Genomic DNA, 24,346 nt, shown 5'->3' with positions numbered 1-24,346 from the left:
TGGAACGGGACGGTGCGGTGTTACTCTATGCTCCGTCCCGCCGGTGCGAAGCGGAAAGCCAAGCGAGGTCCCATGCAGATCAGTTCTCCCCACCAGATCAATTCGGCCGACGATCTCGACCTGCTTGACCGCTATTGGCGCGCAGCAAATTACCTCTCGGTCGGGCAAATCTACCTGCTGGACAACCCGCTGCTGCGCGAGCCGCTGAAGCCGGAGCACATCAAGCCGCGCCTGCTCGGCCATTGGGGCACCACGCCCGGGCTGAACTTCATCTACGCCCATCTCAACCGCGCCATCCGGACGCAGGATCTCAACGTCATCTACATCTGCGGCCCCGGCCATGGCGGGCCGGGCATGGTCGCCAACACCTATCTCGAAGGCAGCTACAGCGAGATCTATCCGGACATCACGCGCGACGCCGACGGCCTGCGCAAGCTGTTCCGGCAGTTCTCCTTCCCCGGCGGCATTCCGAGCCACGCGGCGCCGGAAACGCCGGGCTCGATCCACGAAGGCGGCGAGCTCGGCTACGCGCTGGTCCATGCCTATGGCGCAGCGTTCGACAATCCCGATCTGATCGTCGCCTGCGTCGTCGGCGACGGCGAGGCCGAGACCGGCCCGCTCGCCGCCTCCTGGCATTCGAACAAGTTCCTGAACCCGGCGCATGACGGCGCGGTGCTGCCGATCCTGCATCTCAACGGCTACAAGATCGCCAATCCCACCGTGCTCGGCCGCATGAGCGATGTTGAGATCAAGAGCCTGTTCGAAGGCTATGGCTATCAGCCGCTGTTCGTCGAAGGCACCGAACCGACGGCGATGCACCGGCAGATGGCGGACGCACTCGACGTCGCGCTTGCCAGCATCCGCTCGATCCAGCAGAACGCGCGTCAGCCGGATGCGGCGTTCCAACGACCAAGATGGCCGATGATCGTGCTGCGCAGCCCGAAGGGCTGGACGGGACCGAAGGAGGTCGATGGCCTCAAGGTGGAAGGCTTCTGGCGCGCCCATCAGGTGCCGATCTCAAATCCGCGCGGCAAGCCCGAGCATCTCGCACTGCTCGAGGCCTGGATGAAAAGCTACGAGCCGGACCAGCTGTTCGACGCGCAGGGCCGGCTGGTGCCGGAGTTGCAGGCGCTGGCTCCGCAAGGGCAGCGGCGCATGGGCGCCAACCCGCATGCCAATGGCGGCCTCCTGAAGCGCGAGCTGAAGCTGCCCGACTATCGCGCCTTTGCGGTCGAGGTGAGCTCACCCGGCCAGACTACCGCCGAAGCCACGCGCGAGCTCGGCAAGTTCTTGCGCGAGGTGATCACGCTCAATGCGACGTCGAGAAACTTCCGCATCATGGGTCCTGACGAGACCGCCTCGAACCGGCTCGACGCCGTGTTCGACGTCACCGAGCGCGTCTGGATGGAAGGCATCGAGCCCTACGACGTCCACCTCGCCCAGGACGGCCGCGTCATGGAGGTGCTGAGCGAGCATCTCTGCCAGGGCTGGCTCGAAGGCTATCTGCTCACCGGACGGCACGGCTTCTTCTCCTGCTACGAGGCCTTCATCCACATCGTGGATTCGATGTTCAACCAGCATGCCAAATGGCTGAAGGTGTCGCGCGAGCTGCCGTGGCGGCGCCCGATCGCGTCGCTGAACTATCTCTTGACCTCGCATGTCTGGCGGCAGGACCATAACGGCTTCAGCCATCAGGATCCCGGCTTCGTCGACTTCGTCGCCAACAAGAAGGCGGACGTCGTTCGCATCTATTTCCCGCCGGACGCCAACACGCTGCTGTGGATCGCCGACCACTGTCTCCGCACCTACGACCGCGTCAACGTCATCGTCGCGGGCAAGCAGCCTTCACCGCAATGGCTGTCGATGAAGGACGCAGCGACGCATTGTGATGCCGGCATCGGCATCTGGTCATGGGCCGGCACCGGCCCTGCCGGCGCCGAGCCCGATGTCGTGATGGCCTGCGCCGGCGACGTGCCGACGCTGGAGACGCTGGCCGCGGTCGATCTGCTGCGCAAGGCGCTGCCTGATCTGAAGATCCGCGTCGTCAACGTCGTCGATCTCATGACGCTGCAGCCCGAGACCGAGCATCCGCACGGTCTGAGCGATCGCGATTTCGACAGCTTGTTTACGACCGACAAGCCGGTGATCTTCGCCTATCATGGCTATCCGCATCTCATCCATCGTCTCACCTACAGCCGCACCAACCATGCCGGCATGCATGTGCGCGGCTTCATCGAGGAAGGCACCACGACGACGCCGTTCGACATGGTCGTCCTCAACGAGCTCGATCGTTTCCACCTGGCCATCGAGGCGATCGAGCGCGTGCCCGGCCTCAGCGTGTCGGCGGCTCATGTGAAGCAGACATTCCGCGACGCGCTGATCGAGCATGCCCGCTACATCCGAGCGCATGGCGAGGACATGCCGGAGATCCGCGACTGGGTCTGGCCGAAGCTTGCGAGCGGGACGACGCCGGCCCAGGCGAGCGGTTGAGCCTGCCGGGACGAGCCTGTCGCAAACGAGGTCCCGCAAGACCTGCCATTAGGGCCTGCCATCAAAACCTGCCGTTCGGGCGCTGCCCGAACGCGGCAAGCCGGGCAGCCTGCTGCAAAATTCCGCAGCGCAGCGGGCTGATTTGGCTATATCAAAGTGATAACAATGGAACTGGAGGCGCTGCAAACGAAGATGCCAGGTTCATGCTGAGCGTGATCATCCCGACCGAAGGTGTCGAGCCGACCGCCGTGGCCACCCTGTCCGCGCTGGTGCCGGGCGCTGCAGCGGGCGTCGTCAGCGAGGTGTTGCTGGTCGATCGCTCTCCCGATTCCAGCGTCATCGAACGCGTGGCCGACGTCGCCGGCTGCAACTTCATGAAATTCGAAGGCTCGCACGCCGCAGCGCTGGCGGCAGGCGCCGCCCAGGCCCGCGCGCCCTGGCTGATGTTCCTGCCCGCGGGCGCCGTGCTCGATCCCGGCTGGATCGACGAGACCATGCAGTTCGTCCAGAGCGTCGGCGCGGGAGGCCGGCCACGCGCCGGCGTGTTCCGGTATGCCCGGTCGCCTTATGCCGCCGTGAGCCTGCGCGACCGCCTTCGCTCGGTCGCGCGCGCGGTGGTCGGACCGCTGGGCGACCAGGGTCTCTTGATCGCCCGGGATCATTACCGGCAGGTCGGCGGCTACCGGCCGGACGCCAAGCGGGCCGAAACGCGGCTGTTGCGCCAGCTCGGCCGCTCCTCCCGGATCGTCCTGCGCAGCCGGATCGTCATGGTGTAGGGCGCTCGATATACTTGCCAAAATCAACCAATTGATTGACAATGGCAAGCATCGGAGACCGCCCCATGACCCCATCGCCGTCCGACAGCGACGTCGCCGCTGTCCGCGCCTTCAACCGCTTCTACACCCGAAAGCTCGGCGCACTCGACCAGCATTTGCTCGACAGCCCGTTTTCACTGGCCGAGGCGCGGGTGCTGTATGAGCTCGCGCACCGTGACGCGGTCTCGGCCAAGGAGATCGGCGGCCTTCTCGGCATCGATGCCGGCTATCTCAGCCGCATCGTGCAGAACTTCGACGAGAAGGGCCTGATCAGCCGCACGCCGTTGCCGTCGGATCGCAGGCAGCAGCAGCTCAGCCTCACCGCGAAAGGCCGGCAGGCCTATGCCAGGCTCGATCGCAGCTCGCAGAAGGAAATCGCGGCGATGCTCGCCCCGCTCGCAGCACCAGTCCGCGAGCGGCTGGTTGGCGCGATGAACGCCATCGAGACGGCACTAGAGCCAAAGCCATCCGAGCGTTCTCCGGTCCTGCTGCGCAGCCATCGCCCCGGCGACATCGGCTGGATCATATCACGGCACGGCGCCGTCTATGCCGAGGAGTATGGCTGGGACATCTCGTTCGAGGCGCTGGTCGCGGAGATCGGCGCGCAGTTCATCCGAAACTACGATGCGGCCCGCGAGCATTGCTGGATCGCCGAGCTCGGTGGCGAGCCCGTCGGCTCGATCTTCCTGGTCAAGGGCAGCGACGATGTCGGCAAGCTCCGTCTGCTGCTGGTCGAGAAGAAGGCCCGCGGCATGGGCGTTGGCCGGGCATTGACCGAACAATGCATCCGCTTCGCGCGGGAGAAGAACTACAAGACGGTCGAGCTGTGGACGCAGAGCATCCTGACCGCGGCGCGTGACATCTACGCGCGCGCCGGGTTTCGCAAGATCGCGGAGCAGCCGCACGCCTCTTTCGGCGTTCAGCTCACGGGCGAGACGTGGCGGCTGGATCTGTAGCCCGCAAGCGCACGAGCCGCTTCGGCCGCACGCAACAACAACCGACAGTAGATTCACTCAGCCCCTGCAACACGCAAAACGGGCCGATTGCGGAGTTCCCGAGCATCGGTAGTATCCCGCCGAAACAGAACGGGTGTCATCAGTGATCAGTTTGGCGTGTCGATCGAAGCTTGCCGCGTGTCTTGCCCTTGCCGGCGCATTGGGATTTCAGGGAGCGACCGCTCCGGCGGCTCACGCCGCGCCAAAGGGCCGCGCGACGGTCGCGATCACCAGGACGACCGATTTCCTGTATCTGGCCGCACCGGCCGCCATCGAGATCAACGGCACCAAGGTCGCAAGCCTCGGCCGCGGCGAGAGCTATAACGGCCCGATCGCGCCCGGCCCGGTCGCCATCACCGTGTCGACCTGGTCGTCGCCGGGCTCCTCGAGCATTCGTTTCACCGCCGTGCCTGGAAAGACCTATCGGATGGTCGTCGGCCCCCGCGGACAGAATTTCGCGGCCAGCATGGTCGGTGGCCTGATCGGCGCGGCGATCGAGGGCGGCGGGGCATTCGAGATCGTTCCGACGAAGTGACGCGCGGCTGAGGCGCGCGTCACGTCGCACTACGCCGTCGCGCCCTGGGCCTTGGGCCGGCGCAGATGCTCGTCCAGCCGCGGCATGATCTCGACGAAGTTGCAGGGTCGCGTGCGGTAGTCGAGCTGGGCCGAGAGGATGCCGTCCCAGGCGTCGCGGCAGGCACCGGGTGATCCCGGCAGGCAGAAGATGTAGGTCGCGCCGGCAACGCCGGCCGTCGCCCGACTCTGAATCGTCGACGTCCCGATCTTGGCGTGGCTCAGCATGTGGAAGGCGATCGAGAAGCCGTCCATGCGCTTCTCGAACAGCGGCTCGATCGCCTCCGGGGTGACGTCGCGGCCGGTGAAGCCGGTGCCGCCGGTCGTGATCACGACGTCAACGCCGGGATCGGCGATCCACGACCTCACCACGGCGCGAATCTTCTCGACGTCGTCGGTGACGATGTCGCGCGCCGCCAGTCTGTGACCGGCTGACGTCAGGCGGTCGCTCAGGGTATTGCCGGACTTGTCGTCGGCGAGCACGCGCGTATCGGACACCGTCAGCACGGCGATGTTGAGGGGAACGAAGCTCTTGCTCTCGTCGATCGCCATGATCGCATCTCCTTACAGCGTATTGGCGCCGAACGTGTTGCACGCCTGCACGCTGCCCTGCTGATAGCCGACCATGAACCAGCGCTTGCGCTGGGCGGCCGAGCCGTGAGTGAACGAATCCGGCACCACGCGTCCCGTCGCCTGCCGCTGCAGGGTGTCATCGCCGATCGCCGACGCCGTGGTCAGCGCGGAGTCGATGTCGCCCTCCTCCAGGAAGCCCGGACGCTTCTTGGCCTCGCGATTGACCCAGACGCCGGACAGGCAGTCGGCCTGCAGCTCGACCTTGACCTGCAGCGCGTTGGCTTCGGCCTTGCTGCCGACCTGCTGCTGCATCCGCGTCACGCGCGGCAGGATGCCGAGCAGGTTCTGAACGTGGTGGCCGGCCTCGTGCGCGATGATGTAGGCCGCGGTGAACTTGCAGGCGCTGCCCGAGCAGCCGCGGAAGCGGGTTTCGACCTCGCGGAAGAAGCTGGTGTCGAGGAAGATCTGCCGGTCCGGCGGACAGTAGAACGGCCCCATCGCCGACTGCGCCATGCCGCAGCGGCCGCCATTGGTGCTGTTGCGGAACAGCACGATCTTCGGGCCGGTATAGCTCTGGCCGCTGGCCTGGAAGATCTCGGTCCAGCGGTCGTCGATCTCGCCGAGCACGCCGGAGATCATGTCGCCCATCTCGTCCTTGGGCGCACCGGTCTTGCCGGGTGAACGGCGGTCGGCCTGCTGCGTCGGCGCGCCGCCGTGGGTGATCATCTCGGCGCCGCCGATCAGGATGCGCGGGTCGATGCCGAAGGCATAGCCGATCAGGCCGAGCACGATGATGGTGCCGATGCCGAGCCCACCGCCGCCGATCGGCAGGCCCATACCACCGCCCATCCCGCCGCCTTCGTCGCGACGGTCGTCGATGTCGTCGCTGCGACGGAAATCATCGTAACGCATGGCGGCCTTTCCTCATGATCTTGCGCGGCTCTGCGCGAAATGCCCAACGCGGCAAACAGGTAAAATTTCCACAGTGTTAAACAATAGCCCGGCCGGCAAATTTTGCCTAGCGCGAGCAGAAAAACCGCCACGCACGCCGCTCCCTCGCAACCCGCGCTCGCGCGCGCCAGCGCGAAAACCCCATCACAATCGCCACGTTGCGCAGACAGCGCCGCGCATCGACGCGCGGCGCGTGATCGCCGGTGCGCGTGATGAACATGCGCACATCGATGCGAAAAATTTTCCCGATTAAGTCCATTTTTACTTTGCCGGGTCAAAGTGTGGGCAGTCGGTTGTTAGGTCCCGCGTCGCCGACAGCGTCGCCTGAGTCAGAGTTCTTGAGTCATGGTTGAGTCGCGTCGCGGGGCGTCTGCAAGGGCGCCCCGCACTAAATTTCAGGCTCTTGAAGAGCAACGAATCATCGTCGGCGACTGCGTCGCCGAGATGTCGAAACTGCCAGGCGCATCCGTCGACCTGGTGTTTGCAGATCCGCCCTACAATCTGCAGCTCAAGGGTGAGCTCAAGCGTCCCGACGAATCGCAGGTCGATGCGGTCGACGACGATTGGGACAAGTTCTCATCATTCGCCGCCTATGACGACTTCACGCGCGCCTGGCTGCTCGCCGCGCGCCGGGCGATGAAGCCGAGCGCGACGATCTGGGTGATCGGCTCCTATCACAACATCTTCCGCGTCGGCGCGATCATGCAGGATCTCGGCTTCTGGATCCTCAACGACATCGTATGGCGCAAGTCGAACCCGATGCCGAATTTCCGCGGCCGCCGCTTCACCAACGCGCACGAGACCATGATCTGGGCCGCGCGGGATGAAAAGGCGAAGGGCTACACCTTCAACTATGAAGCGCTGAAAGCCTCAAACGAGGACGTCCAGGCGCGCTCCGACTGGCTGATCCCGCTGTGCACCGGCGAGGAGCGGCTCAAGGACGGCGACGGCAAGAAGGTCCATCCGACGCAGAAGCCGGAAGGCCTGCTGGCGCGGGTGCTGCTGTCGTCATCAAAGCCGGGCGATCTGGTGATCGACCCGTTCAACGGCACCGGCACGACGGGCGCCGTGGCAAAACGCCTCGGCCGCCGCTACATCGGCTTCGAGCGCGACAAGGTTTATGCCGATGCGGCCGAGCGTCGCATCGCCGCGGTCGAACCGCTGCCGGAAGCCACGCTCGCGCCGTTCATGACGGCGCGCGAGGCGCCGCGGGTGGCGTTTTCCGAGTTGATCGAGCGCGGCATGATCGCGCCCGGCGCCAAGCTCGTCGATTCCAAGCGGCGCTACGGCGCGCTGGTGCGCGCCGATGGGGCCATCATGCTCGGCGACAAGGTCGGCTCGATCCATCGCATCGGCGCCGTCGCCCAAGGGCTGCCGGCGTGCAATGGCTGGACGTTCTGGCATGTCGAGACCAAGGGCGGCCTCAGGCTGATCGACGAGTTGCGCGCGGAGATCCGCTCCGAGATGAGCGCCGCCTGACGCTCACGACCTGCGCCGTCCCTGTCCAGAATAGCGTGCCAGAAGGTCCTCGACCTCGTACTCCTCGTCGTAGCGAACGTCGTCGCGCGGCACCACCGACACCTGCGTCGCGCGCTGCGGTTCGCGGCGCATCGCCGCGGCCGGGCGAAAACTGTCGACCGATGGCAGATGCATGCTGTCGAGCTCAGGTTCGGCAGGCCAGCGCGCCACGCGACGTGCGGCAGTCACAGGCTCGATCCGCAATTGCCGCTTGGCCCGCGCCCGTGCCAGCAGAACGCTGGTCGAGAAGCCAGCCACAGCGACCGCGCCAAGAAAGGCGAAGAGCCGCGTCCGTGCCGCGTCGTCGCTCGTGCCACCGACGGACGTCACCGAAGCCGTATCCGCCACCATCTCTGACGTCGCGGCGGGCGCCGCGGCTTCGGCCGGCGCAGCATCGCTGGATGCCGCAGCGAGTGTCAAGGATGACGGACGCGGTGCCGGCGCCGGCTGCGCCTGAAGCGTGCCCGACGAATCGGGCCAGCGCGTCGCGACAGCAGAATCGCTCGCGGCGGCCTCGGCCGTATCAGCAGCGGGTGCAGTGCTCGCCGGCGCAGGAGCTGCCGTCACGGACGGGGCAGCCACCGGCGCGGACGGAAACGCAGCGACCGGCGGGAACATCATCGTCGGCCGGGCGGCCGCGCTCGGGAGCGACGGCGCGGCCTTCAACTCGTCGCCGGGTGTCGGTGCGGATTGGATCTCCGCACGCGCATCGGCCGCAGACGACGACAGCGTCTCGCGATCCCGATGCGACGCGAGCTTTCGTGTCACGAGGGACGCGCCCTGTGACCCGCGATCATCGTCGCGAAGATACCAGCACTGCTTCTTCGTCGTCCGATCGACGCGATAGAACCAGTGCTTCCCCGCCGGCGTCCCCGCAGGCTTCGTCAGGCATTCGTCAGCAGCCGATGCCGGTTTAAACTCGATTGCCACCGTCGCCGCTCCCGCCAGCACGGCGACAGCAACACACGGCAACAAACTCGTCGTTCGATTCGTCATCAGACCTCCGACGATTCAACGCGCCCCCGATGCGCCGTTTCGGCGATGACTTCGTTCGGAATAAGGCTGCGAGGGTTCCATTTGTCGAAACAATGTTAGAACAGCGGTGTCCTTTGGATGCGTTCTAATTTTTTCGGGCTGTTTTGCCGCAGCAACACGTGGAATTTTCACCGAAGTAGCGGCTTCATCGCGGAGCGTCTCGTTCGCGACAACACGTGGATGTGAAAAATACGGCGACTGAAATTTTTCATGCCAATCATCGCGACCAACAAGGCGATGCGCATCTGCGCCGAATCATTTCAGCTTCGACAGCGCTTTCTCGACCAGCTCGCGCGTGTAGGGCTTTTGAATCACCGGCGCGTCCGATAATTCGGTCGGAATCGGCGCGCGCTCGCCGTAGCCGGTGGCGAAAATGAAGGGGACACCGAGCTCCTTCAACCTGTGTCCTACAGCAAGGCTGCTCTCCGCGCCGAGGTTGATGTCGAGCAGCGCGAAGCTCGGCACAGCGCGCTCGATCGCCTTGAGCGCCTGGTTGACCGACGCGGCCGTGTCGATGTGTCGCGCGCCGAGCTCGAGCAGGATCACTTCCGCGCCCATCGCGATGATCAGATTGTCCTCGACGATCAGCGCGGTGCCGGCGAGGCGCTGGGTCTGCTCCTGCTTCACCTGTTGACGCGATGGAGCGCCTGCGATGGCTGGTACGACCTGGACGAAATTGGCGGGGATGACGAAGCGTGCCTGCACGCCGAGCAGGTCGAAGCGGATCTCTGCGTCGCCCTTGAGATCGAACGGCACCGAGCGCTCGATGATCGTGGTGCCGAAGCCGCGCCGCGATGGCGGCTGCACCGGCGGCCCGCCGCTTTCCTTCCAGTCGATCACGAGGCTTGCACCGGGATCGAGGCGCCACACCACCTCAACCTGACCCGTGGAGTCGGCGAGCGCGCCGTATTTCGCCGAGTTCGTCATCATCTCATGTACGACGAGCGCGAGCGTCGCGAACGCCTTGGGATCGAGCGCGACGTCGGGCCCCTCCATGCGCACCCGCCCCGCCCGCGCGCCGAGATAGGCCCCCGCCTCCGACTCGAGCAGATGACGCAGCGCGACCGGCGCCCAATTGAGGTTGGTGATCTGGTCGTGCGCCCGCGCCAGCGCCTGGATCCGCCCGCCGAGCACGGACGCGAACTCCTCAACCGAGGTCGCCGTGTCCTTGCTCTGCGCGACCAGGCCGCGCACGAGGCTCAGGATGTTGCGGACGCGATGATTGAGCTCCGCGATCATCAGCTCCTGCCGTTCCTGCGCGCCGCGGCGCTCGCGCGCGGCGAGCTCCGACAATTGCAGGATGACCTCGAGTAGCGTAACGCGCAGACTCTCCGCAATGCGCAGGTCAGCCGCACTCCACGGCTTCGATTGGCCGGCCACCGTCTGCTGCCACAGCTCGAAACTCTTGCGTGGCGTCAGCCGCGCGCCGAGCGGACCTTCGGCGTAGGTCTTGTTGGGATCACCGGCCCAATTGACCGAGCGCAGCACCTCGCGCCGGAAGAAGATCAGGCAGTCGCGCGGCGTGCGCGAAATCGGGATCACCAGGAAGCCCGCGGCGCGGTCGCGAAACGATTCACCGGCCGCATAGATCTTGGCGATCTCGGCGCTGGCGCAGATGCGCCCCGGCGTGGTGCGGTTGATGAAGCCGATGAGATCGTGCACCTCCTCCTCGGTCGGCGTCTCGCCGTCCAGCGTGATCTCGTCGTCCGACCACACGGCGATCCCGTCGCATTCGATCATCTGGCGATAGTCGGCGACGAAACCGAGGATGGCGCGCTTGCTGTGCGCCTGCGCAGCAGCACGCTCGATCAGGCGTTCCTGGATCTGATGCGCCCGCGTCTCATAGCTCACGTCGGTCTCGCGCTCGCGCGCCTCGAGCAGCCAGGAATACATCTGGCCGAACAGCTCGGCGGCGGTGCGCGTCTCGAACGACAAATGGCGCGGTGAATAATGGTGGCAGGCGAACAGCCCCCACAGCTTGCCGTCGCGCAGGATCGAGACCGACATCGACGCGCCGACGCCCATGTTGCGAAGATACTCGATGTGAATCGGCGAGACTGCGCGCAACACGCTCATCGACAGGTCGAGCAGACCGGCATTGTACGCCGGCATCGAGAGCAGCGGCGACGGCGCGGCGTTGATATCGGCGATGATGCGCAGCCAGTTGCGCTGATAGAGCTGGCGCGCCTGGCGCGGTATGTCCGAGGCCGGATAATGCAGCCCGAGGAACGGCTCGAGGCCCATCCCCGCGGTTTCGGCGATGACCTCGCCCGATCCGTCCGGATGGAAGCGGTAGACCATCACGCGGTCGAAGCCGGTCAGCAGCTTGAGCTGGCGCGCGGCCTCCTGCGCAAGATCGATGATGCCGGCCGTCTTGCGGATGCGGCCGAGCATCAGGCGGACCAGTTCGCCCGAATTGACGCCCGGCTCGATCAGGCTCGGCTCAGCCTCGACGACGAGATAGGCCCCGGAAAAGTGGATGGCGAGATCGAACAGCCGGCCCTGGCCCTGCAGATCGACGCCGAACACGCGCTCGACCGCGTCGGGGCCGCTCAGATAGTCGACGCGCGCGCGGATCGCGGCGATCCCTGCCGCCGAAAACACCGCGGCGAGCGGCCGCTGCAGCAGCGCGCCGAGATCGCCGCCGAGGTAGTCCGGCGCGTTCTCCGAGGCCATGCAGATCGTGAAGTCCGACACCAGCGCGAGCAGGAAGCCGAACGGCTGGACGTGGCCCGGAACGTGAATCGGCTCCCGATCGCAATTGGTGAGATTGACCGGCTCGTTCATGCTGATTCCACCGCCTTCGCAAATACCGCGAACGCCGCGCGTGCACTCGCAATCATCCTGACTTCATCGTCCGGCGTCAGCGGCTCTCGTGCGAGCCGTTCCAGGAAACTGCGCCACAGCCCCTGGCCTGCACCATGACGGAGATAGCGCGTCGCGCGTCGCGCGCGGGGATCAGCCGAAGCGGTCACGACCCGCAACAGATAGACCGCTCCGAGCCGCGATCCTTCCAGGACATAGAGCGTGCCGAATACGAATGGACGGTCGAGAGGCGGCGTCGGCAGCTCGATCGGAACGACGCTGCCGTTGAGGTCGGCAAGGTCGGTCGTGATCGCCTCGGCACGACGACGCCCGGCCCAGTCGCAGAGCATCTCGCCGACGCCGGCCTGCTCGAGCACCTGCTCGAGCGGCAACACGGCGGCCGCGCTGGCTTGAAGGAAGCGGCGATAATGCGGGGTCGTGGTGAGATCGAACTGGCTGAGGCGCTCATCCAGCGCATGGTGGGCCGCAGCGGTCGCGGCCTTCAATCTGTCACGCAGGCCGTTGGTGCTACCAGCGAAAAGTTGGTCGTCGGACATGGCAGCCAGCGGCATCAAGAGGCTCGGAAAAGAGAGGTCGGACGCAGGCACGCCACGGCTTCATGCAACGTTGCTCGACGCCGTGAGTTCCCGCTTCAGCTCCTTTTTCCGACATGATGCCGCGGCTCTCGCAGTGAGCCTGGTTCCGGCCGCTCCCTTACTGGGCGCCGTACGGCGTCCTCCGTCAGGCCGCCAGCTCGGCGAGCGCCTTCAGCACGGCCGGCCGCTCGGACATGCGCCTGAAGTGGTCGGCCACCTTGGGGAAGGCGTTGATGTCGACGCCGTCGCCGTCGAGCCATTGCGCGATGGTGAACAGATAGGGATCGCAGATCGTGTACTGCTCGCCCATCACCCAGGGGCCGCGCAGCATCTTCTGCTCGATCAGCGCGAAGCAGGCGCCCATCGTCTCCGGGATCTTGCGCTTCATGTCGGCGAAGGACGACTCCTCGGTGGCCCAGCGATAGCCGCGCATCTTGTGGGCGTGGGCGATGTGGACGGTCGAGCACAGGTAGCTGGTAAACGACTGCACCTCGGCAAAGGCGAAGGCATCGTCGAGCGGCGCGAGCCGCGCGTCGGGAAAGCGCTGCGCGAGATAGGCGAGCATCGCCGGCGTCTCGGTCAGGACGCCCTGCTCCGTCACCAGCGCCGGCACGCGACCTTTTGGATTGATCGCGAGATAGTCGGGGCTGTTCTGCTGGTTGGTCTTGAAGCTGAGCTTCTCGGCAACATAGGCGGCGCCGGCCTCGGCGAGCGTGATGTGCGTGGCGAGGGCGCAGGTCCCTGGCGCGGTGTAGAATTTCAACATGGTCCCCCCTGACGAATGACGCCGGACCGTAGCGACGCCGCTTCTGGCCGTCCACCCCTGCGCGCGCACACCGGCCTCGTCACTCATGCTGGCCCGCCAGGAATTCGACCAGCGCCTCGCGGTCGCCTGCGTTCTTGACGCCGGGAAAGGCCATCAGCGTGCCCGGCACCATCTTCTGCGGATCGGCCAGATAGGCATCGAGCGTCTCGCGCGTCCAGACCAGGCCCGAGGCCCTGTTGGCGGAGGAGTAGTTGAACCCGGCCACCGTGCCGGCCTTGCGGTCGAGCACGCCGAACAGCGACGGCCCGAGCTTGTTGCGGCCGGGCTCGAGCGAATGGCACATCGCGCAGAACTTCTTGAACTGGGCTTCGCCGAGGTCGGAGGCTGGACCTGCGGACGCGGGTTCGCGAGCGGCCATGACGGCGAACCCGGACACGATCAAACAGACGATGGTGACCAGCATTCGAGATCGACGGCTCACGCTGCCTCACTGCGATGTTGACGCGATGGCCCATTGAGAGACCGAGACGTCCAGGTCGTTTCGTCATTCCGGGGCATTCGCGCGCAAAATGGCGAGGCCATTTTGAAGCAGCGCGAATGAGCCCGGAATCCATAACCACGAAACGATGTGGGAGGCCGAGATGCCAGCCCACGCGCCTGCCTCACACCGCGTCCTGGGAGTATGGGTTCCGGGCTCGCGCTCCGCGCGCCCCGGAACGACATCGGAGAGGTCAAAGCCCTTGCTCCAACGTGCTCGCTCAATTCGGCAACCCCAGAATGATCAGCGTGGGATTGCCGAGCTCGCCGAAGGTGAAGCGCGAGACGTTGCCCGAGGTCAGCGCGACATATTGCTGGCCGCCGGCCTGGTAGGTGACGACGCCGCCGGCGATCATGCCTTGCGTCGCCAGCGTGTAGAGCGGCTTGCCGGTCTGGCTGTCGAGGGCGAAGAAATTGCCCGCGGTGTCGCCGCCGAATACCACGCCGCCCGATGTCGCCGTGATGCCGCTGACGACCGGCTTGGCCGTCTTGTATTTCCACTTCACCTCGCCGCTGACCGCGTTCAGGCTGGTCACCCAGCCGGCGGCCTGATCCGGAGGATCGAGCGTCGGCTCGCCGCCGAAGAAGAACTCGCCGGCGACGTATTTGGCGTCGCCCTTCTTGAAGGTGCCGCACCAGTCGACCGCGCCGAAATACAGGGAGCCGTTGACCGGGTCGTAGCTGCCGCCGTTCCATTCGACGCCGCCGAGCAGGCCCGGACAGACATGCACGCCGGCCTCGGTCGGCCGCGCGGTGACATTGTCGATCGTCGTCACCGGCACGCGGTAGATCGGCTTGCGCGTCGCGCGATCAATTGCGGTAACGAAGCCGTCCTTGCCGCCGAACACGACGATGTCCTGGATATCCGGCGAGCGGAACAACGTCGGCGCAGCGCCGAGATCGTGGTCGATGCCGTCATTGGCCTTGACCTGATGATACCATTTCAGCGCGCCGGTCCGCGCATCGAGCACCACGAGCGAGTCGGTGTAGAGATTGTCGCCCGGCCGATATTCCGGGAACATGTCCGGCGCCGGATTGCCGACGGGCACGAACAGCTCACCGGTGGCGATGTCGAGCGACAGCGTCGACCACGAGCCGCCACCGCCGGTCAGCGCCGACTTCTTGTTCTGCCAGGTCTCGGCGCCCGGCTGATCGCCGGTCGGAATCGTCTCGAAGCGCCAGACCTCGCGCCCGGTCAGCACGTCGAACGCCATCACGCGGCCACGCACGCCCCAGTCGGAGCCGGCGGTTGCGGTGAAGACGAGGCCGTTCCAGCCGACCGGCGCGCCCGACAGGAACTCGCCGCGCAGGGAATCGCCGACCATGTTCTGCCAAATCAGCGCGCCGGTCTGCGCGTCCAGCGCGAGCAGATGGCCGTCCGGTGTGCCGCGGATGATGCGGCCATTGATGACGGCGACGCCGCGATTGACCGGCCAGACATCCTCGCGCGCGGACTCGTAAGTATGCCGCCATTTCTCCTTGCAGGTGGCGGCATCGAGCGCGAACGTCAGCCGCGCCGTCGTCAGATAGATGACGCCGTCGATCACCACCGGCCCGGTCTGGAACGAGCCGCCCTCCTGCAGCTGCACCCGGCAGACCTCCTTGAGGTCCGCCACGTTCTTGGTGGTGATCTGCTTGAGCCGCTGATAGCGCTGGCCGAGATGGTCGTTGTTGTAGGCCGGCCAATCGACGCCTGACCCGGCCTGCGCCAGCGTCGCCTGCATCAGCAGGCCGAGCCCGGCGAGAGCTGCGGTGCGGACCGATCGGCCGCTGTGACGAGACTTCTCCGCGACGCGCATGATCCCCTCCTGCTTTGCAGCGGTGCTCGCTCCGACAGCCCATGGCTGACGCGAGCGCCCGAAATGCGCGAGCGCGCGGCCTGGTCGCGAGCCACCTGGTTTCAGATACGGGTGAGACAACTCAGATCGGCGCGACATCCATCGTGTGCACCGCTGTCGGGTAGTAGCGGAAACCGTCGCCGAGCTTGCCGATGTGGCCGATGCCCGGCCATGGGAAGTGATAGCCGAGGATGCGCGTCCGGTTGGTCGCGAGCATGTCGAGCACGCGGACGCGGGTCTTGGCGGCCTGCTTCGGATCGGTGTCGTAGGCGAACTCGATCAGCGGCTTCTCGATCAGCAGCACCGGATGATGCGAGATGTCGCCGATATAGGCGAGCTGATCCTTGCCGGACTGGATCAGGAAGATCGTATGCCCGACCGTATGGCCAGGCGTGAACATCGCCTGCACGCCCGGCAAAAACTCCTGGCCGTCCTTGAAGAAGGTGATGCGGTCCTTCACGGGGAGGAGATTGCGCACCGCCTGCTCGTAGAAGGCCTTGTAATTGGGGCCGACCTTGGCCTCGTCGGTCCAGAAGGTGAAATCGGCCTCGGAGATGAACAGCTCGGCATTGGGGAAGCTCGGCTTGCCATCCGGGCCGATGACGCCGCCGCAATGATCGATATGCGCATGCGTCATCACCAGAGCATCGACGTCCTTGGCATCGATGCCGGCCTGCTTCAAGGTCAGCAGCATCTTGCCGGTGGTGTCGCCGAACAGTTTCGAGACGCCCATGCCGTTGTCGAAGATGATGATCTTGTCGCCGGTGTTGAGCACGAGAATGTTCTGCTCGAGCGTCGCCGCGCCGACCGGCAGGAAGTTGTTCGTCAGCATCGAATCGAGGTCGCCGGGGGAGATGCCGAGGAACGCCGCATGGGGATCACCGAGCGGCAGCACGCCGTCGGAGATGATGGTGGCCTCGGCCGAGCCGAGCTTGAAGCGGAAGAAGGTCGGCGCCTGCGTGTTCAGGAACGGGCCCTTGGCGAGCACCGGGCTCGACATGCCGGACAGTCCGTAGAGTCCTGCGGCGGCACCAAGGCCGAGCATCGAACGACGTGAAAATCCCTCAAACTTCGTCATCTACGCCTCCCCAAATCGATCTACGCTCGCGTTGGTCCGAGCTATTGAGAATGTTGTCGTTAGTTCGCCGAGTTGCCGAGCCTTCCCCTCTCGATGAGCCCCCTGCTCATGACGATGTTCAGCGCCCATTCAACCCTCTCCACGAACACGCCCCTCGGCGTGTTCGTCGTCCGGTGTGCGGCGCCGCGCTCGGCGCCTGATCCTCATGGTGAGGAGGCGCACAGCGCCGTCTCGAACCATGAGGCCAAGACCCAGGCCTCGCCCTTCGAGACGCCCGCCTGCGGCGGGCTCCTCAGGGTGAGGGTCAGCAGTTCGGAATAGATCTGCGCGCTCCAAGAGCGCGACCATCAGACACAATCTTAGATTATCTACATCCGCAAGGCAGTCGCAACGTAAAAGACAACCCGAGCGAAAGGATTCAGCGCTGCAGGCGCGAAGCTGCGTGCATTGCCCGTGACCGTCTGCAAATTCGATCGCGCAGCCGGCGGCGCGGGTTCCATTTGCAAGAGCCTGATGGTTCATGCTGCGCGCCTGACCCGCGCGGATGCGGACACGCGCCCCAACGATCGATCGCGAGATGACGTCAGACATGACCTCACCGCTCTCGCGGCGCGGCGCGCCCGAGGTGATGCCGAGAAGAACCCTCACGAAGAAGAGGGCGCAGGGAATGCCGGGTGCTGGCCGCAACCCATGGCCCGCCTGCAGAAAGAAAAGCAGGCGGCAGTCACCACAGGTCCAGCCGGACATCCGGCATTCCCTGCGCGATGGGCTTCCGTCTTATACGTGATCTCCCCGGGGACCGGCTGTCTTGCCCCCGTCACCGGCGGATCATCATCACCACCAGCTTGGCATCAGCGTCGGGATGCCAGGACCACACGATTTCAACGCCCGCGAAAGACCCCGCACCCGAACCACGACGGCAAGCCGCCGCAGCCCTGCACAAGACCGGTCGACGCCGCTCGTCCAGACGACGCCGTCGCAGCCACCGCATCCCGCCCCGCGTGTCGTGACGACGCGTACGCCCTCCTGTTGGGACGGAACGGAGCGGATAAGACACCTGATTTGGGGGGAGAGTCAACAAAATTTCTAAAAAACGGAAACGGCATGATGCAAGAACGAAGGCTAACGAATTCGACCTGGACGAGCACAGCGAAGAAGTTTCACTCTAAGTCAATTCGTTGGCTGTATTCGATTGAGATCGACGATTGTAAGACAGCCGGGTCGCTGAAGGAGATGGCGATGCGGCGGTCGACGGGGTGGAGCGTCGAGACGCAAGAGGACGTTAGGATAGTGTGGGGATTGATCGAGCCAAACAGTTTCGGCGACTTCTTCCCGAACGGCGACTATGTCGGCTGGGAGGAAGGAACCCAGCGATATTTCTGGGAGACCATGGCGGCCGAGGAAAGGCAGGCATTCCGCAACTCGCATATCGTCTACAGGTGCGAATTGTCCCGCAAGTTCACCGAAGACCTGGGACCGATCGCGCCGCATGAGCGCCCATCGGAGTTCAGGATGAGTGAAGCGCGCAAGTCGCTCGGCTCGCTCATTGTCTTGACCAATCGTCTGCTCGCCGTCGATGCGACGTTGAAGGAGATCATCGAGGCGCTGGAACCGGGCGTGCACCAGTTCTGGCCACTGCGCATCACCCTGCCGAAAGGCCAGGACTTCCCCGGGCAGCATCATGGCATGATCATCGGTCGATTCCTCGATAGCTTTCTGCCGGAGCACAGCGATGTCCGTCAGGCAACGGGGGCGGAGGGAGAGGTCTTCGATCTCTACTATGCGAAGGGTCCAACAAAAAAGGACTGCAGCAATCTGACGGTTTCCAACAGTGCTGCCGCCGGCGCCCATCTCTGGCGCGAACGCCGGCTGAGCCGCCCCAACGTTCTCTTCTCCGACGACTTGCAGGCGGAGATTGCCAGGCACGGCTTGCGCATTCCCAAGCACCACCAGATCAAGGCGGTTTGATCATGAGTCGTCGTAGAGTGGGCAAAGCGGCCGCCGCAGACGGCGGCGCGCCACCGTCTCACTGCGGACGCGTTGTCGCGATGGTGGGCACGGCGCGGGAGACATCTCTCGCTGAACTCATGAGCAGCGTGGCGCGCCTTTGCCCACCCTACGGACCACCCGAGTCTCCCCGGACGTCGCAGGCCCGACCGTCTCATGACGTCGGCGGCGGACCGAGTGCGGTCTCGATCAGCAGCGTGTCGCAATATTCGATCCATTCGATGATGCAACCGTCCCTGAGACGAAGGACGTTGCAATAGTTGTTGCTGTAGTCCTTGCCGTCGCTCGTGGTGTTGCGGCCACGCGCCTCGACCACGACGCGGTCGTCCTCGGCCGTCAGCCGGATCGGGATGGTGGTGATGCGGCCGAGCCGCGCCCGCAGCGGCGCGAACAACTCGGCGAGAACCGTCGCCTTGCCGTCATAGCTGCGCGACCAGGATCCGCTGCCCATGATGACGAAGCGGAAATCATCCGCGAGATGATCGAGCAGCGGCTGCGGATTGCTCTTCGCCAACTCGTCGAACATATGCTGCACGATCCGCTTGTTGTCATGCCCCTTGGCTTCTAAGGCGCTCATCGGCAAATCCTCCTTGACTTCGGTCATCGTCGCGTCAACCCGCCTGCCTGAGCGCAGCCGGATAAGGTCCCAGCACCGCTTCCGTCAGCACCGAATCGCAATATTCGCGGATCTCGACGATGCGGCCCTCGCGCAGCCGATAGATCAGGCAGTAGTCGTTGTTGTAGGGCTGGCCGGACCTGGTCCGCATCTCGCCCTTGGCCTCGACCACGACGAGGTCGTCCTCCGCGATGAAGCGCAGCGGAATGGCGCGGCGTCCCTCCGCCAGCAGGCTGGCGAGACGGCCGTGGAGATCGCGCAGCAACGCCTCCTTGCCCCTGATCGTCTGCGACCACGAATAGTGTCCCGTGATCACCATTGTGACGTCGTCGGCGGTGGCCGCGACATAGGCCGCGCGGTCGCCGACAACGGCCTTGGCGAGCAGCTCCTGCATCAATTGCTTGTTGGCGCTTGCGGTCATGACATCCGTCTCCCGATCTCTTCTGCGATGGACAAAGCATGACCGTCGGCGGCGCATTCTTCCAATCGATATCGGATATGATATCAATTCATCTCATGAATTTGGCCGCGCTCGACCTCAATCTGCTGGTGGCGCTCGACGCGCTGCTCCGCGAGAGCAGCGTCAGCCGGGCCGCGCTGCGGATCGGGCTGTCCCAGCCGGCCACAAGCCACGCGCTGCAGCGGCTGCGCGACCTGCTCGGCGATCCGCTGCTGGTGCGTACCGGCGCGCGGATGGAGCTGACCCCGCGCGCCCTTGCGCTGCAGGCCCCGCTCGCCCAGGCGCTGGACCAGGTGCGCGGCCTGTTCACGCCCGACGCGTTCGACGCTGAGCGCAGCGATCGCCAGTTTCGCCTGATGATGCCTGATCTCGCAGTCGAGCTGCTGATGCCTTCCTTGATGGCCAAGGTGACGCGTGCCGCGCCCAACCTCCGCATCGACGTCGTGCCGTGGCGGGGACCCGCGATCTTCCACGCCGAGTTCGCCCGCACCATCGACATGGTGATCTCGATCGGCAACGCCTTCAAGGGCTTCCATCGCCAGCTGCTCTACACCGACAGCGATGCGCTGGCGGTGCGGCGCGGTCACCCGATCGGCCGGCGACTGAGCCGGCAGGACGGCTTCCTGGCCGCCCGGCATGTCGCGGTGGTCTTGCGCGGCCAAGCTGAGGACCTGATCGACGGCTGGCTGCGCAGCAAGGGCTGGGAGCGGCGGATCGCGCTGGTCGTGCCGAGCTACATCGAGGCGCTGCATGTCACTGCCCGCACCGATCTCGTCGCCTTCGTGCCGCGCCGCCTGATCGCGGCGCTGGCGCAGCCCCTGTCGCTGTCGACCGTCGCGCCGCCGCTCGATCCCGGCATCGACGAACAATACATGTTCTATCCGACCAGGGCGCAGGTCGAACCGGGCTCGATCTGGCTACGCACCTTGATGCTGGAAACCGGCCGCGAACTCGGCGGCGCGCCAGGACGTGCGAAGGCGAGATGAGCCCGGCGGATTCCAGCTTGAAGTGCAACACTCGTTTCCAGGCGGTGTGCTGCACCTTACCTGGGCTGGACTTCCACCAGCCGATCGCACCAGCTTCCTGGCGCACCCCTTGCCCACCCTACGATTCTCGCATCAATTCATCACGAGCGCCACGCGCCCGATCGCCTTGCGCTCGATCAACAGCCGCATCGCCTTGGCGTACTCCTCCAGCGGCAGACGGTGCGACACGTTGGGCCGCAGCTTCCCCGCCTCCGCCCATGCCAGCAGATCCTTCAGCCGCCTTGCACCGAGCGCGGGATCCCTGCGCACCGTCTCGCCCGCGCGCACGCCGAGCACGCTGGCGCCCTTGATCAGCAGGAGATTGGTCTTCGCCTGGCCGATGCCGCCGGTAAAGCCGATCACCAGCAGCCGCGCGCCCCAGTTGATGCAGCGCATCGAGTTCTCGAACACCTCGCCGCCGACGGGATCGAACACCACATCCGCACCGTGGCCGTCGGTGATGCGCTTGACGGCGTCGCGGAACGGCTCGCGGTCGTAACGGATGAGATGATCGGCGCCGCGCGATTTCGCGATCGCGAGTTTCTCGTCGCTCGACGCAGTCGCGATGACCGTCGCGCCCAGCATCTTGCCCATCTCGACGGCGGCAAGCCCGACCCCGCCGCCTCCACCATGCACCAGCAGCACTTCGCCAGGCTTGACCTGGCCGCGATCAACCAGCGCATGATAGGCGGTGCCGTGGCCAGCGAGAAAGGTCGCGGCTTCCGCATAGTCGAACGTCGAGGGCATCGGCGTCAGTTGCGCCGGCGTCACCACCGCCTCGCTGCAATAGGCGCCATGACGCATCTTGACGATAACCTTGTCGCCGACCACGACGCCCCTTGCGGCAGCGTCCGCTTCCACGACATCACCCGCAGCTTCGACGCCCGGCGTGAACGGCAGCGGCGGCTTCAGCTGGTACTCGCCGGCCACCATCAGCACATCAGGAAAATTGATGCCGGCGGCGCGGATGGCGACGCGCACTTCCCCGGCCTTCAACGGCACCGACGGAATTTCTTCCAGCCGCAAGGACTCGGGCGAGCCGAGCTCGCGGCACATGACGATCTTCGGCATCAGGCGGCGCTCGCCTTGCTGGCTGCGATCCGGTCGATCTGGCGATTGATTGCTGCTAAGATCTTCTCCCGCTGCGCATCGCCAATCTGGCGCCACTTCAAAGTCCTCGTTGCAATTGGGCGACCCGTCTGAAACGGTACAAGAGCTGCAATCAAAAGTAATGCGTCAATCGTTGCTTCTTCGTCCGCCTGCTGCTGGCCCTTAGCCCTAGCGACGAGTTCTGCAACGAGCTGCGTTCCGGGCTTCCAAAGATTGTTAAAAAGAATCTCGAAGGCAGGACCAGGCTCTCTGATTTCCCTAGCCACGAACGTCGCCCATAACTGGGAGTTTTCGGACGTGACCAGAAGCGTCGTCAGTCCCGAAAAGATGCGTTTCAGTAGATCGCGCGCTTCGGAAGGTGCAACCGAGCGCTTGAGCAGCGTATATGCGAACTGAGCAGTCTCAGATGTTGTGGTCTTATAACGCCCCACGATTTCTTCGGCGCAGGCGAGATAAAGGCCTTCCTTGCTCCCGAAATAATACTGTATCGCGGGGAGCGCGACGCCGGCCGTATCCGCGATCTGCCGTGTAGTTACCGAGGCATATCCAGATTCTCCAAAGGCGATAATTGCGACCTCCAGCAGTTGGCGCCGCGTATCAGCGCCTTTAGAATAGCGCTGCGAATGCCGATTGCGCGTCGTTCCGCTAACTTTATCTTTAAGCATCAGAAACGCTGTCCTTAGGTCGTGTGGGCCGGCCGATAGGCGGCGGCATCCGTAGTAAATTCCGCCTTTCCGTAGGATCTCAGAAGTCTATCAACCTTCCTGACCAGCGCAGCGTCTACCGCTTGGCGAAGCCCTGGCAACTTGGCGGCGATCGCATATGCGCTCATTTGGACGAACGCAAGCAGCGCAGCCGTAGCCCCCCACAGTCGGTCGCTTACGCTGATTTTGATACCAAGCCGGGCGGCGAACTCGAAGTCACTGTCCGCGAAATTCCTGACGAAGAACAGCTTCGAAAAACCTTGCTCCATTCGCTGGCGGATGCGGCCCCAAACACCATCGTCAGATGAAAGCTTGGCATTTAGCGTTGCGCGAATGAGCGCTCCGCAGGTGGCGTCGTCGAATCCCTTGCGCAGGGTCGCGTGGCGGGTCAGCATCAAATCGATGATATCACGCGGGTTATTTGCCAGCAGTTCTTCGGGTAAGCCAAGAAGGAAGCACCGGTAGCGCGCAAGCTCTACACGAGCACTTTCCGTCTCGTTGAATGACGTGCGGCCCTTCTTCAGCACCTGAATCGACATTAGAAAACAGGACACCAGGCCCGCGGGCATCTGATCCACCTGCGGAATGGGAACTCCAAACACCTTCGCATCCCAGTGCGTTCCATGGCGCATGATATTAAAGCGGACCATTGAATGCATAAGCCTGACCTTGGCGGCTGCCTTGAATCCCTCGCCGTTGCGCTCGAGGGCTCCAGGTTGAACCGTTGTCGTAAAAAACGTCGCCGTCTCCAACACCCGTTTCGCGGCCGTTGAATTAGAGAACGTTCCCGTCAGCGCCATGGGCAAAGCAGAGTACTTGTTCATGAACGTGGCAAGGAGACCACCTCTGATAACGAGAGGCGCCAGATGCGCGTAAGAATTGCGCTCAAGGCGAGCCCCCTCGCGGACTAGCTTCATGTTGAGCCAGTCAGGCACGCGTTCCATGTCCCGAATAAGCTCATTCAATTCCTGCGGCGCGTCAGCTACTGCCCCAATGCCCCCCTCGCAGGCTTTGTCCAGCATGCCGACCAATCCCTTAAAACCGTATTTGGGCATCAGAGCCGCATAAGCGTCGGCGACGGCATCGCCTATCATTGTATAGGCTTTGATAAGCTCTACTCTTTCCCGATTGCGCAAAAGCTCAGCACGTCTGCCCTTGAAGGCGCGACGCATCGCGGTGTCAGCCGCGGGCTCTTCGGCAAACCTCTCAGGCGCAATCGAGAAATCAACATGAGAATAAATACCGGGAACCAGATTAACTTGGCCCTCGATCTTCTGTCGAAGATGCGTGGGCACGCTATCAAGGAATGACATCGGCAGCTCCCAATACCTATCGCCCGATATAAAAAGTCTATCATCTGATAGATTTCGTCGTCAAGGTGAAATTGACCGATGTATGAGACTGGGTTCTGAGGCAGAACTCGCCTACGCCAACTAAACGCCGGGGCTTTCGCCAAGAGCATCTTCGAGAAACTCTCGAAGGGCCCGCATACGTGGTGAGCTTGATTTGTGACGTGGCCACACAATATATCTCGGCTTTGGCGCAAGATTGATGCTCGCCGATCACCACAGGTCGTCCGCTCTTAAGATCGTTGTGAACCAGAAAATCTGGCAAGCCGGCAACACCAATCACAGAAATTATCGCGTCTCACTTGAGGTGTGCAGTCCAGCACTGTCACCATAATCCAGCGCGGCGCGGTGCCGATCCGCGACCCATACGCCGCGGGCGTCGTGATGGGCAAAATGCCAATGACCAGCGTGCCTCAAACCACTCCCTGTGGGTATGGGTCCCGGCTCAAGGCCCATAGGCGCTAAAATAGACTTGCGGCGAAGAATCAGTTGTGATTCCAACATG

Annotated in this window: 21 protein-coding genes; 7 read left to right on the top strand and 14 right to left on the bottom strand. The window is 64.3% G+C overall.

Going from position 1 to position 24,346, the window contains the following annotated elements; translation table 11 throughout:
• Nucleotides 1–72 precede the first annotated feature (72 nt).
• The 4 genes from QQL87_RS27470 to QQL87_RS27455 all read left to right on the top strand — a co-directional run bounded on the left by QQL87_RS27470 (nucleotide 73) and on the right by QQL87_RS27455 (nucleotide 4,835).
• Entirely contained in the window at nucleotides 73–2,490 is a 2,418-nt protein-coding gene (locus tag QQL87_RS27470) for a phosphoketolase family protein (RefSeq protein WP_284419550.1), read from the top strand.
• Between the two features lie 203 nt (nucleotides 2,491–2,693).
• A complete protein-coding gene (locus tag QQL87_RS27465) occupies nucleotides 2,694–3,266 on the top strand; it encodes a glycosyl transferase (protein ID WP_284419548.1) in 573 nt (190 codons plus the stop codon).
• 65 nt (nucleotides 3,267–3,331) lie between these two features.
• On the top strand, nucleotides 3,332–4,261 hold the full coding sequence (locus QQL87_RS27460) for a bifunctional helix-turn-helix transcriptional regulator/GNAT family N-acetyltransferase (protein WP_284419546.1): 930 nt from the start codon (nucleotides 3,332–3,334) through the stop codon (nucleotides 4,259–4,261).
• A gap of 199 nt (nucleotides 4,262–4,460) precedes the next feature.
• Nucleotides 4,461–4,835 (top strand): hypothetical protein, encoded by a 375-nt coding sequence (locus QQL87_RS27455; protein WP_284419545.1) that lies wholly within the window; start codon nucleotides 4,461–4,463, stop codon nucleotides 4,833–4,835.
• A gap of 29 nt (nucleotides 4,836–4,864) precedes the next feature.
• Here the strand turns inward: QQL87_RS27455 and moaB are convergent, their stop codons facing one another.
• Nucleotides 4,865–5,425, bottom strand: coding sequence for a molybdenum cofactor biosynthesis protein B (gene moaB / locus QQL87_RS27450; protein ID WP_284419541.1), 561 nt, complete (start codon nucleotides 5,423–5,425; stop codon nucleotides 4,865–4,867).
• A gap of 12 nt (nucleotides 5,426–5,437) precedes the next feature.
• A complete protein-coding gene (ypfJ, locus tag QQL87_RS27445) occupies nucleotides 5,438–6,358 on the bottom strand; it encodes a KPN_02809 family neutral zinc metallopeptidase (protein ID WP_284419540.1) in 921 nt (306 codons plus the stop codon).
• A 384-nt stretch (nucleotides 6,359–6,742) separates the two neighbouring features.
• Between ypfJ and QQL87_RS27440 the strand changes: the two genes are divergently transcribed.
• Nucleotides 6,743–7,876, top strand: a complete 1,134-nt coding sequence (locus QQL87_RS27440; RefSeq protein WP_284419539.1) for a site-specific DNA-methyltransferase — start codon at nucleotides 6,743–6,745, stop codon at nucleotides 7,874–7,876.
• 3 nt (nucleotides 7,877–7,879) lie between these two features.
• Here QQL87_RS27440 and QQL87_RS27435 read toward each other — a convergent pair whose 3' ends face one another.
• The 7 genes from QQL87_RS27435 to QQL87_RS27405 all read right to left on the bottom strand — a co-directional run bounded on the left by QQL87_RS27435 (nucleotide 7,880) and on the right by QQL87_RS27405 (nucleotide 16,570).
• On the bottom strand, nucleotides 7,880–8,911 hold the full coding sequence (locus QQL87_RS27435) for a hypothetical protein (RefSeq protein WP_284419538.1): 1,032 nt from the start codon (nucleotides 8,909–8,911) through the stop codon (nucleotides 7,880–7,882).
• A gap of 294 nt (nucleotides 8,912–9,205) precedes the next feature.
• Nucleotides 9,206–11,737, bottom strand: coding sequence for an HWE histidine kinase domain-containing protein (locus QQL87_RS27430; RefSeq protein WP_284419537.1), 2,532 nt, complete (start codon nucleotides 11,735–11,737; stop codon nucleotides 9,206–9,208).
• Nucleotides 11,734–12,327 carry a biliverdin-producing heme oxygenase gene (locus QQL87_RS27425; protein WP_284419536.1) on the bottom strand — a complete coding sequence of 198 codons (594 nt, stop codon included), beginning with the start codon at nucleotides 12,325–12,327 and terminating at the stop codon, nucleotides 11,734–11,736. The genes QQL87_RS27430 and QQL87_RS27425 overlap by 4 nt, the downstream gene beginning before the upstream one ends.
• Before the next feature lie 169 nt (nucleotides 12,328–12,496).
• Nucleotides 12,497–13,117: a glutathione S-transferase family protein gene (locus tag QQL87_RS27420; protein WP_284419535.1), complete on the bottom strand. Its 621-nt coding sequence runs from the start codon at nucleotides 13,115–13,117 to the stop codon at nucleotides 12,497–12,499.
• A 79-nt stretch (nucleotides 13,118–13,196) separates the two neighbouring features.
• The gene (locus QQL87_RS27415) at nucleotides 13,197–13,535 is read right to left on the bottom strand and encodes a c-type cytochrome (protein WP_284419533.1); all 339 of its coding nucleotides are present in this window, start codon (nucleotides 13,533–13,535) and stop codon (nucleotides 13,197–13,199) included.
• Nucleotides 13,536–13,875: 340 nt separating this feature from the next.
• Nucleotides 13,876–15,453 carry a pyrroloquinoline quinone-dependent dehydrogenase gene (locus QQL87_RS27410; protein ID WP_284419532.1) on the bottom strand — a complete coding sequence of 526 codons (1,578 nt, stop codon included), beginning with the start codon at nucleotides 15,451–15,453 and terminating at the stop codon, nucleotides 13,876–13,878.
• A 121-nt stretch (nucleotides 15,454–15,574) separates the two neighbouring features.
• Nucleotides 15,575–16,570 carry an MBL fold metallo-hydrolase gene (locus QQL87_RS27405; protein WP_284419531.1) on the bottom strand — a complete coding sequence of 332 codons (996 nt, stop codon included), beginning with the start codon at nucleotides 16,568–16,570 and terminating at the stop codon, nucleotides 15,575–15,577.
• Between the two features lie 1,299 nt (nucleotides 16,571–17,869).
• Here QQL87_RS27405 and QQL87_RS27400 point away from each other — a divergent pair.
• A complete protein-coding gene (locus tag QQL87_RS27400) occupies nucleotides 17,870–18,538 on the top strand; it encodes an imm11 family protein (RefSeq protein ID WP_284419530.1) in 669 nt (222 codons plus the stop codon).
• Nucleotides 18,539–18,731: 193 nt separating this feature from the next.
• Here QQL87_RS27400 and QQL87_RS27395 read toward each other — a convergent pair whose 3' ends face one another.
• Nucleotides 18,732–19,154 (bottom strand): nuclear transport factor 2 family protein, encoded by a 423-nt coding sequence (locus QQL87_RS27395; protein WP_284419529.1) that lies wholly within the window; start codon nucleotides 19,152–19,154, stop codon nucleotides 18,732–18,734.
• 34 nt (nucleotides 19,155–19,188) lie between these two features.
• Nucleotides 19,189–19,614: a nuclear transport factor 2 family protein gene (locus QQL87_RS27390; RefSeq protein WP_284419528.1), complete on the bottom strand. Its 426-nt coding sequence runs from the start codon at nucleotides 19,612–19,614 to the stop codon at nucleotides 19,189–19,191.
• A 95-nt stretch (nucleotides 19,615–19,709) separates the two neighbouring features.
• Here QQL87_RS27390 and QQL87_RS27385 point away from each other — a divergent pair, with 95 nt between their 5' ends.
• Nucleotides 19,710–20,639, top strand: coding sequence for a LysR family transcriptional regulator (locus QQL87_RS27385; RefSeq protein WP_284419527.1), 930 nt, complete (start codon nucleotides 19,710–19,712; stop codon nucleotides 20,637–20,639).
• A 132-nt stretch (nucleotides 20,640–20,771) separates the two neighbouring features.
• Here QQL87_RS27385 and QQL87_RS27380 read toward each other — a convergent pair whose 3' ends face one another.
• The 3 genes from QQL87_RS27380 to QQL87_RS27370 are packed head-to-tail and all read right to left on the bottom strand — an operon-like array spanning nucleotide 20,772 to nucleotide 23,805.
• Entirely contained in the window at nucleotides 20,772–21,749 is a 978-nt protein-coding gene (locus tag QQL87_RS27380) for an NADPH:quinone oxidoreductase family protein (protein ID WP_284419525.1), read from the bottom strand.
• Entirely contained in the window at nucleotides 21,749–22,453 is a 705-nt protein-coding gene (locus QQL87_RS27375) for a CerR family C-terminal domain-containing protein (protein ID WP_284419524.1), read from the bottom strand. Before QQL87_RS27375 ends, QQL87_RS27380 begins: the two co-directional genes overlap by 1 nt.
• A gap of 14 nt (nucleotides 22,454–22,467) precedes the next feature.
• Nucleotides 22,468–23,805 (bottom strand): oxygenase MpaB family protein, encoded by a 1,338-nt coding sequence (locus QQL87_RS27370; RefSeq protein ID WP_284419523.1) that lies wholly within the window; start codon nucleotides 23,803–23,805, stop codon nucleotides 22,468–22,470.
• Between the last annotated feature and the right edge of the window lie 541 nt (nucleotides 23,806–24,346).

It is taken from the genome of Bradyrhizobium sp. SSBR45G (genome assembly GCF_030159255.1).
Classification (GTDB): Bacteria; Pseudomonadota; Alphaproteobacteria; order Rhizobiales; family Xanthobacteraceae; genus Bradyrhizobium.
Note: the sequence above shows the minus strand (reverse complement) of the source record. Positions and strands in the feature narration are given on the sequence as shown.